The sequence below is a fragment of the Spiroplasma endosymbiont of Cleonymus obscurus genome (assembly GCF_964273375.1).
In the GTDB taxonomy this organism is placed as follows: Bacteria; Bacillota_I; Bacilli_A; order Mycoplasmatales; family VBWQ01; genus Spiroplasma_E.
This window is the reverse complement of sequence record NZ_CAXWWA010000002.1, coordinates 334,087-351,088: the sequence shown is the minus strand read 5'-3', so window position 1 is coordinate 351,088 and position 17,002 is coordinate 334,087. Positions and strand designations below refer to the sequence as shown.

General features: G+C 23.4%; 18 protein-coding genes and 1 pseudogene. 7 read left to right on the top strand and 12 right to left on the bottom strand.

What is annotated here, in order from left to right; genetic code table 4:
* Nucleotides 1-14: 14 nt before the first annotated feature.
* Entirely contained in the window at nt 15-560 is a 546-nt protein-coding gene (locus ACI2WJ_RS02480) for an L-threonylcarbamoyladenylate synthase (RefSeq protein ID WP_338958325.1), read from the bottom strand.
* Nucleotides 561-815: 255 nt separating this feature from the next.
* Between ACI2WJ_RS02480 and ACI2WJ_RS02475 the strand changes: the two genes are divergently transcribed.
* On the top strand, nt 816-1,106 hold the full coding sequence (locus ACI2WJ_RS02475; protein ID WP_252319341.1) for a hypothetical protein: 291 nt from the start codon (nt 816-818) through the stop codon (nt 1,104-1,106).
* A gap of 140 nt (nt 1,107-1,246) precedes the next feature.
* Here the strand turns inward: ACI2WJ_RS02475 and ACI2WJ_RS02470 are convergent, their stop codons facing one another.
* On the bottom strand, nt 1,247-2,542 hold the full coding sequence (locus ACI2WJ_RS02470; RefSeq protein ID WP_400254736.1) for a hypothetical protein: 1,296 nt from the start codon (nt 2,540-2,542) through the stop codon (nt 1,247-1,249).
* Between the two features lie 166 nt (nt 2,543-2,708).
* On the opposite strand from ACI2WJ_RS02470, the pseudogene ACI2WJ_RS02465 reads away from it, so the two are divergent.
* Nucleotides 2,709-2,927 (top strand): annotated as a pseudogene (locus ACI2WJ_RS02465) (transposase); the annotation flags it as partial.
* A gap of 124 nt (nt 2,928-3,051) precedes the next feature.
* Nucleotides 3,052-4,172, top strand: a protein-coding gene (locus ACI2WJ_RS02460; RefSeq protein ID WP_400254735.1) for an IS3 family transposase whose coding sequence is annotated in 2 segments (ribosomal slippage) — nt 3,052-3,295 and nt 3,295-4,172 — 1,122 coding nt in all. Because the reading frame shifts where the segments join, the coding sequence is not laid out codon by codon here.
* 12 nt (nt 4,173-4,184) lie between these two features.
* On the opposite strand, the gene prmC is transcribed toward ACI2WJ_RS02460, so the two are convergent.
* From prmC to ACI2WJ_RS02425, 7 genes are all read right to left on the bottom strand, one after another.
* Nucleotides 4,185-5,030 (bottom strand): peptide chain release factor N(5)-glutamine methyltransferase, encoded by an 846-nt coding sequence (gene prmC / locus ACI2WJ_RS02455; RefSeq protein ID WP_400254734.1) that lies wholly within the window; start codon nt 5,028-5,030, stop codon nt 4,185-4,187.
* Nucleotides 5,031-5,482: 452 nt separating this feature from the next.
* Entirely contained in the window at nt 5,483-6,580 is a 1,098-nt protein-coding gene (gene prfA / locus ACI2WJ_RS02450) for a peptide chain release factor 1 (protein ID WP_338958338.1), read from the bottom strand.
* Nucleotides 6,581-6,595: 15 nt separating this feature from the next.
* On the bottom strand, nt 6,596-7,186 hold the full coding sequence (locus tag ACI2WJ_RS02445; protein WP_281749194.1) for a thymidine kinase: 591 nt from the start codon (nt 7,184-7,186) through the stop codon (nt 6,596-6,598).
* Nucleotides 7,187-7,210: 24 nt separating this feature from the next.
* Entirely contained in the window at nt 7,211-8,236 is a 1,026-nt protein-coding gene (locus ACI2WJ_RS02440; protein ID WP_400254733.1) for a bifunctional oligoribonuclease/PAP phosphatase NrnA, read from the bottom strand.
* Nucleotides 8,237-8,250: 14 nt separating this feature from the next.
* Nucleotides 8,251-10,221: a hypothetical protein gene (locus ACI2WJ_RS02435; RefSeq protein WP_338958345.1), complete on the bottom strand. Its 1,971-nt coding sequence runs from the start codon at nt 10,219-10,221 to the stop codon at nt 8,251-8,253.
* A 178-nt stretch (nt 10,222-10,399) separates the two neighbouring features.
* Nucleotides 10,400-10,729, bottom strand: coding sequence for a 50S ribosomal protein L31 (gene rpmE, locus ACI2WJ_RS02430; RefSeq protein ID WP_368862541.1), 330 nt, complete (start codon nt 10,727-10,729; stop codon nt 10,400-10,402).
* Nucleotides 10,730-11,306: 577 nt separating this feature from the next.
* Complete coding sequence (locus ACI2WJ_RS02425) at nt 11,307-11,492, bottom strand: hypothetical protein (protein ID WP_400254732.1); 186 nt, start codon at nt 11,490-11,492, stop codon at nt 11,307-11,309.
* A 350-nt stretch (nt 11,493-11,842) separates the two neighbouring features.
* On the opposite strand from ACI2WJ_RS02425, the gene ACI2WJ_RS02420 reads away from it, so the two are divergent.
* Nucleotides 11,843-12,646 carry a hypothetical protein gene (locus tag ACI2WJ_RS02420; RefSeq protein WP_400254731.1) on the top strand — a complete coding sequence of 268 codons (804 nt, stop codon included), beginning with the start codon at nt 11,843-11,845 and terminating at the stop codon, nt 12,644-12,646.
* A gap of 115 nt (nt 12,647-12,761) precedes the next feature.
* Here ACI2WJ_RS02420 and ACI2WJ_RS02415 read toward each other — a convergent pair whose 3' ends face one another.
* On the bottom strand, nt 12,762-13,331 hold the full coding sequence (locus ACI2WJ_RS02415; protein ID WP_400254730.1) for a hypothetical protein: 570 nt from the start codon (nt 13,329-13,331) through the stop codon (nt 12,762-12,764).
* Between the two features lie 351 nt (nt 13,332-13,682).
* Nucleotides 13,683-14,267 (bottom strand): hypothetical protein, encoded by a 585-nt coding sequence (locus ACI2WJ_RS02410; protein ID WP_400254729.1) that lies wholly within the window; start codon nt 14,265-14,267, stop codon nt 13,683-13,685.
* Nucleotides 14,268-14,700: 433 nt separating this feature from the next.
* On the opposite strand from ACI2WJ_RS02410, the gene ACI2WJ_RS02405 reads away from it, so the two are divergent.
* The 3 genes from ACI2WJ_RS02405 (at nt 14,701) to ACI2WJ_RS02395 (ending at nt 15,585) form a co-directional block, all read left to right on the top strand.
* On the top strand, nt 14,701-14,958 hold the full coding sequence (locus tag ACI2WJ_RS02405) for a transposase (protein WP_400254728.1): 258 nt from the start codon (nt 14,701-14,703) through the stop codon (nt 14,956-14,958).
* 119 nt (nt 14,959-15,077) lie between these two features.
* Nucleotides 15,078-15,347: an IS3 family transposase gene (locus tag ACI2WJ_RS02400; protein WP_400254727.1), complete on the top strand. Its 270-nt coding sequence runs from the start codon at nt 15,078-15,080 to the stop codon at nt 15,345-15,347.
* A complete protein-coding gene (locus tag ACI2WJ_RS02395; RefSeq protein ID WP_400254726.1) occupies nt 15,337-15,585 on the top strand; it encodes a hypothetical protein in 249 nt (82 codons plus the stop codon). Before ACI2WJ_RS02400 ends, ACI2WJ_RS02395 begins: the two co-directional genes overlap by 11 nt.
* A gap of 75 nt (nt 15,586-15,660) precedes the next feature.
* Here ACI2WJ_RS02395 and dnaB read toward each other — a convergent pair whose 3' ends face one another.
* On the bottom strand, nt 15,661-17,001 hold the full coding sequence (gene dnaB / locus ACI2WJ_RS02390; RefSeq protein WP_252320077.1) for a replicative DNA helicase: 1,341 nt from the start codon (nt 16,999-17,001) through the stop codon (nt 15,661-15,663).
* Nucleotide 17,002 lies beyond the last annotated feature (1 nt).

The window sequence follows — 17,002 nt, the reverse complement described above, 5'->3', positions numbered from 1 at the left end:
CTGTTATCTAATTATTATCTAATAATTTTATCATTAAAACTGTTAAAAATAGTTGATGGTTTATTTGTTAAAATCTCACCTGCTACTCTATACCTTAAGTTAGGCAAGTTTATATTATGATAATCATTAATTGGTTGTTCATTACTTAAATTACAACTTGTAGCTACTAAAGGCCCTGTTAATTTAATTAATTTTTGAATAAAATGTGAAGCACTAACTCTAATTGCTATTGTCTTTTTATTTATTCAATATGATGTGTTTAAACTAGGTTGTTTTAAAACTATAACAGTAACTTTACCAGCACTAAAATTATTTATTAAAAATGACTGTAATTGATCGCTAATTATACCAATGCTTTTAGCTTGTTCTCAACTAGCAACTAAAATTGGCAGTTCTTTAGTATAATCACGTTTTTTTATTTGATAAATTTTATTAATAGCTTTGTCATCATTAAATTTACAAACAAGACCATAAATTGTATCTGTTGGTAAAGCAACCACTTCGCCATTAGCAATGATTTGACTAATTTCTTTAATTTTATTTTGCTGTAAAGTTATCATGAAAACACCACTATTGAAAACACCACTATAAATTTTAACTAAATTATACACCTATTATTTTAAATATAATAGTTGTTTCAAAATAATGAATAAAAAACTTATAAATGATATTTGTAATTTAAAATAAACCTTAAAATTACTAATTAAAGATTGGAAAATCATTCATTAATGGTTTAATAAACATCTTAATTTAATATAGATTAATATTTATATTAGATTTTTATTAAATTAAATATAGAAGGAGAATCAAAAAATATGCCCAAAAGAAAAATAGGAATACAACATACTAATGAAGAAATTGAAAAAATAAGAAAAGAAATTGAAGATAATGATAATAAACCATTTATAATAGAAACAATTTGTATTCAAAATATCATTGAAAAAACAATTGATAAAAAATTTAATAATAATGATTTTACAAAAATGATTTTTCCCAATAAAGAATTAGATAGCACTATAAAAAAAGAAATTATAAAATTAGAAACTCAATTTAAAGATGCAGAAATAGATTATATTAAATTTAATTCTCATTTACCAAAAATATAATGAAAGTTAAAATTTATCTTTCTGGTGATGTTAAATAATCATTATTAAATTTATTAAAAAAAAATGATTTTATATTTGTTTTTTATATAAAAATGTAAGGGAAATTAACATTAAATTGTCATGATTGATTGTATTATTTTTTATATATGACTAATACTTTTAATATTAGTATTAATCATTTTCTTAAATAAAGAAAGTCACAAATTGATTCAATTATAATTTTGAGTATTGTTTTTACTAGTAAATAAAATGAAAATAAAATGAATTTTAAATTTGTTTTGAAATATCAAAGGGTTTTTTATATATAAAAGGATAATAGGGAACTCGTAATTAGGGATAGGTACTAATTGATTTATTAATAATATTTTTTCATAAATATGACTTTTAATTATAGAACATTCATCAATATCTAAAAATTCTAAATTTAAATTATATTTTTTGATAAATGTTTTTTGAAATGCTCACAAAATAGATTTAATACTATAAAATTTTTCTTGGATATAAAAATTAAATACCACAATTGAATATTGAATTCTTTTTAACATTACTCATTTTATTTTTTCATTAATATTTTTTTCTAATTCATAATTTCATGAATTTTCATTAATATTAATGACAGAAATATTCTTATATTTATCTAAATTATAATTACTATAGATATTTACCTTTTCAATTAATATACAAGGTTTTTGATTTAGTAAATGAAGTTTAAAATTATTACTTAAGTTATTTTTTAGGGAAATAATTAAAATATTAGGGAAATTTACTTTTATAAATGAAGTTATTTGAATTTTATTAGCATAGGAGTCATCAATTAAGAATATATATAAGGGAATGTTTCAGTTCTCATTTGCTATAAAACTTTTATGAAAAGTAATCATTAAAAATTTATTTTGTAAAAGATTAAGATTGGGAAAATAATTATTTTTTAATTGCGAATTTATAATAAAAAGGAGTTGTTGCCCTCATTGGTAGTCACTTTCTATTTTAAAAGTATCATCCAAGGCAAAACTAATATCACTATAATAATTAAATTGTAATTTAAATCAATTATCACTAAGAAAACTATTCAAATTACTTTTAAAAGTATTTGAATATAAAGACACCTGATATTCATAAGTAATAAAAGAAAATATTTTTTGAGTAATGTTACTAATTTCTGAAGTTATATTTGAAAATAATTGACTGTCAACTTTAATATTAAGTAAACAAATGAAATTAAAATAATTGGTTTCAAACTTATCAAAATCGATAGCAAACTCTTTAGCAATTATTAATCTAAAATGTTCGACTTCTTTTTTTATACTTAAGTTTAAATTAAATTCAATTTGTTCATCTTTTTCAAGAAAAAAATTAAGTTTAATTTTTCGTACATGAATTGTTAAAAATCATATTAGTTGATCATCATAATATTTTTTATAACCAATATTGATCATTATAATTTCTATTTTTTTGTATATATAGGTTAGGACTTTATCATTAGTTAAGAACCTGTTTAAAATCTTTTAGAGAAATAGGGTAAAATGATTATATATTTTAAGATAAGAGGTATATATGCGTAAAAATTATCCTAGTAATGTTAGCAAATAGCAATTTGAAAATATAAAATCAATTTTAGAAAATACTAAAAAGAGAACTAAACCAAGAAGCTTAGATTTATATGAAGTATTTTGTGCAGTTTTATATGTATTAAAAAGTGGTTGTCAATGAAGAATGTTACCAAAAGATTTTCCAAAATGACAAATTGTATATTATTATTTTCAAGTTTGAAGTAAAAATAATGGTAAAGAACCTAGTGTATTACAATTAGTTTTAAAAAAATAGTCATGGCATTTCGTATCAATAATGGTAGAAAAGAACAAACTAGTTTGGATGGGTTACACTTTATTGGACACTAATTACGTAGACAAGTGAACAAATTAGTTAAAAGAAAGGAAATATAATTATGGCCAATATTAACTCATATAATGATGAATTTAAAAAACAAATAGTATCTTTATATCAAAATGGCAAATCAGTATCTTGCCTTGCTAAAGAATACAACGTTACAAGAGCAGCTACTTATAAATGAATTAAGCAATTTACAAATTCAGGCAGTTTTAAAACTAAAGATAATCTTTCGGATTTAGAAAAACAATTAATTCAAGCAAATAAAGAATTAAAACAATTAAGAATGGAGAATGATATTTTAAAGCAAGCAGCACTAATAATAGGCAGAAAGTAGAGATTATTACAAATAATAAATCTAAATATAAAATTCGTCCAATTTGTCGTTTTTTAAAACTTTCTAAATCAACATATTATTTTAATTTAAAGAAAAAAGAAGATAAAATCAAAAATAATATGTATGATGAAGCTGTTATTAGTGCTTTTAAACAAAATAAAGAAGTTTATGGAACAAGAAGATTAAAAGTCAGTCTAGAAAATAAAAAAATTTATTTATCACGCAAAAAAATTAAAGAAATTATGAATCAGCATAATTTAATACCAAAATACACTAAATTATCATTTAAAAATCATCATAACAAAGTCAATGATAGCCAAATAAGCAATCTTGTGAATAGAAACTTTAATAATAGGCTTAAAAATGAAGTTATTGTTAGTGATTTAACTTATGTTCAAGTTAATGGTAAGTGAAACTATATTTGCTTATTAATCGACCTATTTAACCGCGAAATTATTGGACATAGTGTAGGTACTAAAAAAGATGCATCATTAGTATATCAAGCATTTATGCAATCAAATCGCTGTTTAAAAGATATTCAAATATTTCATAGTGATCGCGGTAATGAATTCAATAATAAAACTATTGATAAACTTTTATTAGCATTCAATATTACCCGTTCTTTAAGCAAAAAAGGTTGTCCTTATGATAATGCTGTTGCTGAAGCAACTTTCAAAACTTTCAAAACTAAATTTATTAATGATAAAAATTTTACATCATTAATCCAATTAAAATTAGAATTATTTGATTATATCAATTGATACAACAACATACGAATCCACAGCACTTTAAACTACCTAACTCCAGTTAAATATCATGAAAAAATGTCTACCAAAAAATAGTCCTAAAAAGGGTTACCATTCCAATGCTTGCCAAATAAATAGCATTCTTCATTTATTATTAATATCTTTAATAAATTTGTAATTATATTGTGGTAAATACTTTTTAATAAGAATAGTTAGTGCTTCTTTTTGATCAAAACCAAATTCAAATGCTAATAAAAAAGATTTTTCTAAAACTGCATGACATTGTTGAAAAATTACTTCATAAAAATATAATCCTTTATGATCAGCAAATAAAGCTAATTTTGGTTCATATTGTAAATTATGTTTTGAAAAAGTATTTGCTGTCTCATCAATATATGGTGGATTTGAAACAATAATATTAAATTTATGATTTTTAAGATTTGTAAATATATCGCTTTCAACAAAATTAATATTTTTTAGGTTAAAATTATCATTATTAATCTTAGCAATAGTTAATGCATCTTTGCTAATATCACTTGCTACTATATTTCAATTAGGTTTCTTTAACGCTAAACTAATAGCAATAGCACCACTGCCTGTCCCTAAATCTAATACTTTTAAATTATCATTATTAAAAATGTTTTGCGCATAGACAAAAACATTTTTAACTAGTTCTTCGGTTTCATTACGAGGAATTAATACTCTATTATCAACAACAAACTTATGATCAAGAAATCATTGATAACCAATAATATATTGTAAAGGATAGCCAGCAACAAATTTTTTAACTAGTTGTAAATATGATTCTAAAAAATCTATTGCTATTGTTTGACTAAGATTTGTATATAATCAAGATAAATCTTTATTAATAAACTTTAATAAAATTATCTTATTAATTTGTTCATTTTTTTTATTATTTTTTTTTGCTAATAAAAGATAATCTCTATAAGTCATTAATTTATACTCCAAAAATAAATATTTTATTGAAAATTAACAGATGAATTATTATTTCTTGAAGTTTTTTTTATTAAATTATTAACAACGAGAATTAAAACAATAATACTAAAAATAAATAAAAAACTAATTGTTATTAATAAACAAATAATTGGAAAAAGAATAATGTAACTACAAATACTAATAATAAAACCAAAATTATTAATATTATTACCATTAATATTTCGTAAAAATTCTAAATTTTTTCATAATAAATAATGAAAAATTAAACTAGATGCACTAGCAAATCATAATGTTAAAACTAAAAATAAAATGTGAATAATACCACTACTAAAAGTTAATGTAATAAACGTTCCTAATGCCGCATATAAAAAAATAACTGATATTAATTAAAAACAAAATTTTTGTTCTAGAGTCTAAAATCTTAAAATCCATAATAATTTCTTCCTTTTTTACTTTAATACTGTAATATTTTCATCAATATTTTCTAATTTTTCTTTTTGTTCACTACTAATTAAAGCAATAATAATTTCATCAATATTACCTTCCATAATACGATCTAACTTTAATAAAGATAATCCAATTCGATGATCGGTTACTCTATTTTGTGGATAATTGTATGTTCTAATTTTTTCTGAACGATCACCGCTACCAACAGCTGTTTTTCTTAAATTACCAATTCTTCCCTGTTCTTCTTCAACTTTTTTTTCATAAAGTTTAGCTCTTAATACCCGCATTGCTTTATCTTTATTATCATGTTGACTTCGTCCGTCCTGTGAAGTTACAACAACACCTGTTGGAATATGAGTAATTCTAATTGCTGAATCGGTAGTATTAACATGTTGACCACCAGCACCACTAGAACGATAAGTATCAATTCTTAAATCAGAATTATTTATTTTAATTTCAACTTCATTAACTTCTGGCAATACAGCAACCGTTGCAATTGAAGTATGAACTCGTCCTTGTGATTCGGTTTTTGGAACTCTCTGAACACGATGTCCACCAGCTTCAAACTTTAATTTAGCAAATACATGTTTACCTTTAATCATAAAAGCAATATAACTAAATCCACCATTTATTGCTTCTTTTGCTTCAATAGTTTCAATTTTTCATCGTTGAATTTCACAATACTTACTATACATACGATATAAATCACCAGCAAAAATATTTGCTTCATCGCCACCAACAGCTCCTCTAATTTCAATAATAACATTTTTATCATCATTTATATCTTTAGGAATTAGTGTTAGTTTTAATTCATTTTCTGCTTTTTCTAATTCAATTTCATTTGCTTTAATATCTGTTTTAAGCATTTCACAAAGTTCTTGATCCTGTTCGGTTGCTAATGCCTTTTTTGCTTCAATAATTTCTTTGTTAATTTTTTCATATTTTCAATATTGTTCAATAATTGGTTCTAATCTACTATGTTCTTTTGTTAATTCAGTGTATTTATCACGAGGAATTAATTCGGGATTTTCTAATTGCTTTTCAATTTCACTATATTTTTTAGTAAGTTGCATTAACTGTTCTAATGTTTTTTCATTCATAATATCACACCTGATTTATCTATTCTGATTATTTGTTAAGACACGATGATGACTACGACATCGAGCTTCATATTGTTCTTGCGCACCAATTAAAATAATTTCATCATCATATCTAGCTTCCCGGCCATTAATAATACGTTGTGTTCTTGTTGCTGCTTTACCACATTTTACACAAACAGCATCTAATTTAGTTACAAATTCTGCTAAAGCTAATAATTCTTTAGTAACAGGAAATGGTTCACCACGAAAATCTTGATCTAAACCCGCAACAATAACTTGCTTATTTTGATTTGCTAATGTTTTAATCACTTCAATAATTGATGGTTTAAAAAATTGTACTTCATCAATTGCAACTGCTTCTATTTCTTTATCTACATGTTTTAATATTTGCATTGGATCATCAATTACTATCGCTGTGATAGATACTCCTTTATGACTTACTACTTTTTTAGCATCATAACGAATATCAACCTTGGGTTTAAAAACTAGCACTTTGCGTTTAGCATACTGTAAACGATTTATACGTCGCATAAACTCTTCGGTTTTTCCAGCAAACATACAACCAGTAATTACTTCAATTCATCCCTCATTATAACGACTATACATTTATATCCAACTCCATCTCTAATTTTAATTGTTTGTTAATTCTGGTGATTTACTAGCAATTTTATCTAAACTATCAATCAATTTTTCAACTTCATTAATATTTTGTAAATATGCACCAGCTGCTGTCTGATGACCACCACCACCAAACTTTGCAATAGCATCATTAATTATTCATCTTGCACTACGAACACTAACTTTAATTTTACTATTCATTTGATCATAAGCAGCAATTAATCAAATTTTAATACCATCAATATTTGACATTACATTAACTTGGCTAGTTAAATCTTCTCTAGTTAAAACAACTTCGCCTTTAATATTTAATATTTTATTTTGACTAATAATTTTTGTTTGTAAGTCAGTAATTATTTTATCGTTAAATATTATATAAGCAACACCATTATCAGTAATTTTAAAATTTGATAATATATATCCTTTCAATCTTGCGATTTTTAAATTTTGAATATATAAACTTTGATATAAGTCTAATAAATTAAAATTTTGTTTAACTAAAAAACTAGCAACCTGAAAAGTTTCTTCATTAACAGAGCGATACAAAAATCTACCAGAATCGGTAACTAAACCAAGAAATAAATTTCTAGCTGCTAAAGCAGAAACTTTTAAATTCAATACTTGTGCTCATTTTGCCACTACTTGGCAAGCAGCAGAAGTCTTTTCTTCAATTAAATCAATATCACCATATTTATCAACAATTGGATGATGATCAATTTTAATTATCTTTTTTCCTTCTTCTCAAAATTGACCACTAATTCGTTCGCGATTAGCTGTATCAGTGACTATTACTAGTGCATTTTCATAATCTTCTTTTTTAACAAAAGTTGGTTGTGGAAATAATGATGCCATATGTTCATTTGTTTCGCCTGGAACAAGTACTTTTTTATTTTGAAAATTATCTTCAATAATTTTTTTTAATCCTCATTGTGAACCCAAAGCATCTCCATCAGGATTAATATGACGATGAATAATAATTGGATTACTGATTTTTATTAATTCATAAATTGCTTGTGCTTCTTTTTTAAACTTATTCATATTATATATCCTTTCTATCATGTACCAATTAATTGCTTTGTTTCATCATCAAAAACAAAAATTGAATTTTTAGTAATACTAATTCAACCAACAGTTCCCACTTCTAAATTATCATTATTATTTGTTAAAACTTCAAATTGTTCTGATTTAGTAGTTTCAACCAATAAATATGCTTTTTTATCATCAACTTTAGTAATATTTTTAATAACACCATTAATAATAATTGAATTTTTTAAAAAAGTAAATCGTGGTTTCTTTGCACTAAACAAAATGGCATTTGATTTAAAAGCAATAGTAGAAGCAGTTTTAACATCAAACTTACCTAAATTTACATTATAAAAATATAAATTATGAGCATTTCATTCTCCCTTTGCAATATTAATATGCTGTTCATTTATTTCTTTCAATAAATTTAAAGATAATGGTTTATCAGTGATTTCACTAACATTTCCTTGTTGAATAATTATTTCATTTTCAATAACAGTAACATTAGTCGCTAATAAATTAATATCAACTTGATTATTAGTTGTAAAAATAATAATTATTTTCAAAAATTTTTGTAATTTTTTAATTCAATTTGCTAATTGTTCTTTATTATCAACATTTAAAAGTTCAAATGGGTTATGCAAAATTAAAATTTTAGTAGGTACAATTAATTGTTGAATGATTTTTATTATTTGTCGCTCTACTATTGTTAATTGTGTTAAACGTAGTGACAATAAATGACTTAGTTCTAAATGTTTAAATATCATAACAATATTTTCACTAATTAAATCACGGACATCAATTAACTGTGAATATAAAGTTTGTAATTGTTGTTGATATGTTTCTTTATCTTGTAACTGTGGATTTTTTAAAATTTTATCATGATAAATTTTAATTTCATCTTTAATATTTTTTAAAAGTAAATGCATTTCATCTGGTAAAAGTTGCATTGCCACAAAATCTTGTTTCATATTAAATTTAATTCTTTGTACTTCTGCTAAGTCAATTCACTGGTCTAAAATTTGATCAATTTGACTACGAGTACATTTAATTTGTTGATATGAAACTAAATGATTAAGTTCGCTATTAAAATTTTGATTATGATTGTTACAAGTTTTTAACGTAGTTCTAATTTCACTTCTAGTAGTACTAATCTCTCTATTTAAATAATTATTTATTTCTTTAATAACAAAACTAATTTCTCGTAGTTGAAATTCTCATTTTCTTTCTTTTGGTGGATTACATCCACAAAAACATGGTCCCACTAAACTTTCCAAACTAGAAATACGATCTTGCAAAGATTGTAAAAATAATAAGTTATTATTTGCAATAATATTTTTTTCTTCGGCAGTAAATTTTTTAATTAGAATATCTGTTAATTTTTCACTTCCAGCAAAATTAAATTTCTCTTGAGCAAAGTTTTTATGAAAATGATTAATTTGATATTGATATTCTTTAATAAAATTATTACGAGTGCTTTGTGTTTCATTAATAAAATTTTTAATAATATTAATTAATTTTTCTTTAAAATAACCACTGTCTAAATTTAAACCTGTATTTTTTAAGTTTTCAATATCAGTCTTAATTTTTTGATTAATATTGCTTATTTCTTGTAAAAAGGGTTTATTAGTAATTGCTGTTCTTGCTAAGTTACGTTGAATACTAAATAATTTATTTCAACTCTGTAAATGCATACTAACATAAGCCATTTTTCGTTCAAAACCAATACTATTATAAGTAACATCAATATCATCAATTAAAATTTTACCCTCCATAATAGCAGAAGAACCTGCTAGAGCATTAATTAATTTTTCAATATTATCTTCATCATTACTAAAAATTGCCAAGCAACTAGGATATTTTCCTTCAAAACTTCAATCTTTTACGGCTTTTTCAACGGATAAATTAATAATACTAAAATTAAAGTTACTAGTTTGCTCAGTATTATATCTAATACCTTTACTTATTACCAATTTATTAAAATCAGATGATTTTTCCATAAAACCATTCCCTACCTTAAAGTTTTTTATTTCATATACTATTAAAATTATATTCTATATTTATTGGGTTGTATACATACAATATTTTAACTTAATTAATGGTAAATATGTCTGTAAATAATTTTATTTTTAAAGTATAAAAAAAAGAAACTATTATTAGTTTCTAGTTTAATTAAAATTATTTTTTAACTTGTTTAGTATCAGTTAGTTTTAGAACATCTTTTGCTGTTTCTAATACAATAGTTTTAGTATTTTGTGGTTTTGCTTTGTTTATTTCAACAGTTTTTGATTTTGTTTCAACTTGTTTGCTTGCTTTTGTATTAAAGCGTTCAACTCTTCCTTTTGCTGAAACAAATGATTGTTTTCCAGTATAAAATGGATGACAACTTGAACATGTATCAACACGGATTTCTTTACCCTTAGTTGAACCACTTATAAAATTATTGCTACATGTTATACATGTTACTTTAGTTTGAAAATACTCTGGATGGATGCTTGCTTTTGCCATGGTTTCACCTCACTTATAAAATTACTATTAATAAAAAGTACTTAAAAATAATATCATTAACAATATAAAAAAGCAAATAAATATTAATGATAGATAGAGTTTTTATTTTGATAGATTATATTGTAAAAATGTGTTCTAATTCAATTAACTAGAGTAAAATCTTTAAATGATAAAATATTTTCTAAATTATTTTTATAATGTTTAAATTATTTTATAGTAATAGGTTTACTATAAGAATTATAAATCAAATTAATAATATTAACTAATTGAAAGTTAGTTAATTGATTACAACCAAAACCATTACGTTGTACCTTACTAACTACTTGTTGACAATAGCTTTCAAGTTCACTAATAGTTCATAAACAAAGAAAAAGAATGCTTTTCTTGTTTTAATAAAATTATCACTATTAATTTACTGAGATTGTAAACCTTCAATTTGTGCTTGTAATTATTTAATTATCTTCATGTTCTTTTAATTGTTCCTGGTAATACATTATTGTTTCACTAAAATTTATTGGTAAATCAGTTTTCATCATCGTAATTGAAAATCACAATATTTGAAAGTATCTTGTAAATCCTAGATTTTTAACATTTGTGTTTTTGGATTTAATAAACTTAAATTAAAACCTTTAACTTCAAATCCTGCAACATAATACTCATAGTCACTTAATAATTGAGTTTTAATAAAATGTTCTTTTACTGCATAATCATAAGGAACTAGTAAGCTAGTGTTTTGTTTTTTCTTGGTATTTTCTGAAAACAATTAAATATTTGATTCATAATAAAATAACTTCTTAGCCTCTTAAATGTCCCATCATTGGACAAATTAAAGATGCTACTAAAAATGAACCAAAAAGAAATATTGAAATTCGAATATATCATTGGAATGGTAGAGTTAAAAAGATTGCTGTAACTAAAATAATTCATACTATTTCCAATATGAATTCAATAATTGATATATTACGAAAGAATTTTAAACGAGTTCGACAAATGGCTTTTGGGATTAAATTTTGCATATTAATCCTTCTTTTCTTAATAAGAAATAAAATAAGGTTCTATTTAACCTTATTATTTGTAATAATTAATTTATAGTTGAAAGTAAGGCGAGATAAAGTGTTAAATTTAAATAAACTTGAAGATTACATAATTGCAATTTTACTAACTTTTGAAAATAAAAAAAACTCTATTAATAATTGAAATTCTGATTATTTAATTGAAAATATTATTGTTAATCAATTTTATAAATTTTTTAATGAAATAAATTTTCAAGATACCAATACTATGAATTTAAGAAGTATTATTGACTCAGAAATTAGTGGTATAGCTCAAAATGTAAGAAATTTTAACAAAAAGTTAGGTCTTAATTATGTAGAAGAAGATTTTCTTGATCAACACTATAAAAAACTTAATTTTCAACTTTTAAATAGGGATTTAATTAAACATTTATTTAATGAATGAATAGAAATAAATGCTTTTCTAAGTAATTTAAAATCAAATAAAACAAATGTAAGAGAGTTAGAATTTGGAAACAAAAATGAACAAATAGTTAATTATGCTAATAATATATACTCATTAAATGAAAGATTTCTTAAAAAAATAAATCAAGTAATAGTTAACAAAAAAGAAAAAGAATATACTTTACATTATTTACAAACAATAATTAAAAATAATATTAATATTCCTACTTTAAATCATTTAAAAAACTATATTAGTGAGAATAAAAAGGTTCTTGATGAAATTGAAAATTTTAATATAAAAAATAAAAAAACTTTTAGGAACGACCCAAAACATAATGAATTTATTGTAAGTTATTCTTATAAAAAGTGTTTATTTTATCTTTTTATTCAATCGTTACTTTCACTTTTTATTGCTAAAATAATTAATTTAATACCAAAAAATTTATGACCTTTCAAATAAAATAATTATTATATTATTTTAGGATTTATAATTTCTTTTTAATTCTCTTTTAAAATAAAAAGTGCCATAAGCACTTTAAAAATTATTTAAATTAGATTATTTTTTCTAATAACTTTTAATGTTTTCTTTTTATTAATTTTAATTTAATTAATTCATTATTATATTTTTTGATTGATTTTGCAATTTGCTCTAAAAACCCATCATAGACTTGAGGACTTCCAAATAGTCCACTTGTACTTGAACTATGCAAGTGCATTTGTTTTTCCATAAAACCGCTTTCTAAAGATATTGATGATCTTACTCATTCATGTACATAACGAAATCTAGTAAACACATCACTATTATCTTCTAAATTATCATAAAACATAGATTCAGCATAATCACAATCTGATATATCCTGTCCCTCAATAGTTCGTCAAATATCATATATTCTTTTTTTATCTCTTTCGTCTAGTTTTAAAAATAAATTATCTATTTTATGTTCTTTTGGTATTTCATTTTTAGTAAAATATAATGTCGCTTTAAGATATAATTCACAAGCAAATGCTCTATTAGTAAAATTTGGGACTATCAATGGATATTTTTTTAATTTATCTGAATCATTAAAACCACATCTCACTGCTGCTTCAAAAAAATCATCGGCAGTTTCAATTAATTTATTATATGTACTTAAATTAAATGGCAATTTTATCACCCCCTAAAAGACATAAAACTAATCCAATTTATAATTATATTTGATAAATCATAACAGCTATATTAAAAGTTGTATTTTTTGTATCATCTAAATAAAATTCATAATTAATTCAAGATTGGTCTTTTTCATTAATAAATTTTTTAAATTTTTTATGTTCATTAATTTGTAATTTAATAGTTTCTATAACATTTTTGACATTACTTTTTCGAACAAAAATTATTAAAGCTGTTTTGGTATCTCGTCAAGTTAAATAACCAATTAATTGATCAATAGCTTTTTTAAAATGAGATATGCCATTTCATATTTTACATTCTGCAATAAAAACATTAGAATTATCATATCTTAATAATATATCTGTTTTTCCAGAAACATTAAAAGTTTCGCCAGTGCTGTTCCATTAAAATGACTGTTAATAACAAATAATATGTTATTGCGAAAGTCTTCTTCTTGATTTTGTTGATAAGAATTTTTTAATCTTTCAAATTCTTTTCCACAATCATTAATAATTTTAAGTATTTCTTCATAAACTCTAACATCTATTATTGGAGTTGATTCACTAATATGGATTTTAGTTACTATTTTAGGAATTTCTATTCTTTTTCTAGGTTTGGAAATAGGTATAGAGAAAGTCTCTGACATATTTTTATTTTGTTTTAGTGGTATTTTAAGTCTAGTAAAATCTTTTTGTCTTTTTAATAAAACTTCTTTTCTATTTTTAAAAACATTACTAATATATGGTTTTAAATTAACATTAAATTCTTTAAGATCTCTGTTAATACTTCCTGTATTATCCTTAATGACTTTTTCCATTTGATTATATTCATGATTAACACTTTCTATATTATCATCTTGGTACGAAATAATTTCAAATGATAAACAATTGGAACTCAAGTTTATATTTTTATTAGAAAAAAGACCTCAAGCCATAATAAAAGAACTTGGAGAATAAGATAAAAGTTCATAACTTCCAAAAACAGGAATTTTTTTTAAATTTAATTATTGGTTTCTTTGTTTGATAATGATGACCAAAAAAATCTTGACCATTAACTATTGCTTCTTCAACATCGGATTCTGCAGTATCAAAACTTAATGTAATTTCATCTAACGAAAATTTATCATATAAATAATTTGTATACTCTTCTTCATTAACATTCAAAATATAATTGTCTTCACATTGTTCTACTTCATTTTTAATTTGTTGTTTTTTTGACTCAAAAACATTACTAAGACAGTTATTTCTATTAAAAATCTGGAATGGTAACTGGATGGGTTACACTTTATTGGACACTAATTACGTAGACAAGTGAACAAATTAGTTAAAAGAAAGGAAAAATAATTATGGCCAATATTAACTCATATAATGATGAATTTAAAAAAACAAATAGTATCTTTATATCAAAATGGCAAATCAGTATCTTGCCTTGCTAAAGAATACAACGTTACAAGAGCAGCTACTTATAAATGAATTAAGCAATTTACAAATTCAGGCAGTTTTAAAACTAAAGATAATCTTTCGGATTTAGAAAAACAATTAATTCAAGCAAATAAAGAATTAAAACAATTAAGAATGGAGAATGATATTTTAAAGCAAGCAGCACTAATAATAGGCAGAAAGTAGAGATTATTACAAATAATAAATCTAAATATAAAATTCGTCCAATTTGTCGTTTTTTAAAACTTTCTAAATCAACATATTATTTTAATTTAAAGAAAAAAGAAGATAAAATCAAAAATAATATGTATGATGAAGCTGTTATTAGTGCTTTTAAACAAAATAAAGAAGTTTATGGAACAAGAAGATTAAAAGTCAGTCTAGAAAATAAAGAAATTTATTTATCACACAAAAAAATTAAAAAAATTATGAATCAGCATAATTTAATATCAAAATACACTAAATTATCATTTAAAAATCATCATAACAAAGTCAATGATAGCCAAATAAGCAATCTTGTGAATAGAAACTTTAATAATAGGCTTAAAAATGAAGTTATTGTTAGTGATTACTAATGGCGAAGTTTTAAGTCTAGTTAATGACAATAATACAATCTTTGTTGGAACAAGAACTACTGATGGTAAAGGAAGATTATTTAAAGTTGTCTATACAGTAGCAATTGGTATTTTTAGTTGAAGTAGCAGTGGTGGCGAAGTACATAGTTTATTAAATGTCAATGGTATTGTTTACGTTGGAACTAAAATTAGTGATAATAAAGGAAAACTATTTAAAAGTTTAAATCCAGAAGGATAATAAAAACTAATTAATTTAATTTATTAACTTCTTTTAAAAAAAACCTAAAATTAAATTTTAGGTTTTTTATTATTTTTATCCTGTATAATTTTCAAACTTACCTCATTTTGGAATAAAAACAGTTACTACTTTTCCTGTTGGGCCGTTTCGATGTTTAGAAATAAGAATTTCAGCAAGATTACTTTCTTGTGAACTTGTTGTTTCTTCACTATTTTTTTCCTTATAATAATCATCACGATATAAAAACATAATTACATCAGCATCTTGTTCAATAGCCCCTGACTCACGTAAATCAGACATTAAAGGACGTTTTTCTTCACGTCTCTCCACCATTCTTGATAATTGTGATAAACAAACAATTGGTACTCTTAATTCTCTTGCCAAAATTTTTAAACTACGAGAAATATTTGAAACTTCTTGTTGACGTGATTCACTATCTCTACCAGTTAATAACTGTAAATAATCAATAATTACTAATTTAATGCTATTTTCACGACTTAATTTTCTTAATTTAGTTTGCAACTCTAAAACTCTTAAACCAGGTGTATCATCAATAATAATTCTTTTTTGTTTCAATTGCTCAGCAGTAGCACTAATACGATTTCAATCAGCCTGTGTAAATTTAGACTTATTACGTAAACGATTAGCATCAAAATGTCCTTGACAAGAAATCATTCTTGTAATTAATTGATCTTTTGGCATTTCTAATGAAAAAATAACAACAACATCGTTTTTATTATCTTGTTCATTAGCAGCATTTAAAGCAAAATTAAGTGCTAAGGCGGTTTTACCCATTGAAGGTCTAGCTGCTAAAATAATTAAGTCACCTCGCTGAAAACCACTAGTAATCATATCCAAATTGTTAATACCTGAACTTGTACCAGTAATATTAACTGTTGATTTTTGTAGTTGTTCAATTTTAGTTACCACATCATCAATGTGTTCACTAATTGGCAACATCTCTTCATGATTACGTTCACTACTTACTTGTACAATTTGAGCTTCAGCAGCAATTAAAACTTCATTAATTGACTTTTCACTTTGTAACTCTTTACCTATATTTTTTAAAGCATTTTCTAATTGTCGTTTAGTAGTTCTTTCAATCAAAATATCAATGTGTTCTTTTAAATTAGCATCAGTAATATATTGAGCCACTAAAGAAGATAAATATTCAATTCCACCAATTTTATCCAAATTATTTTGCTTAACTAATTCTTCGGCAATAGTTGTTATATCAATACCAGAATTATTTTTATAAAGATTGGTAATTGTTTTAAAAATAATTTGATTAGAATTAATTGTAAAATCATGTGGTGCCAATAAATTTAATGCACTTTCACATGCTGGTGATGATTGAATCATCGCACTTAAAACATTAACTTCTGCATTATTTATATATTGACCATTGTTAGACATA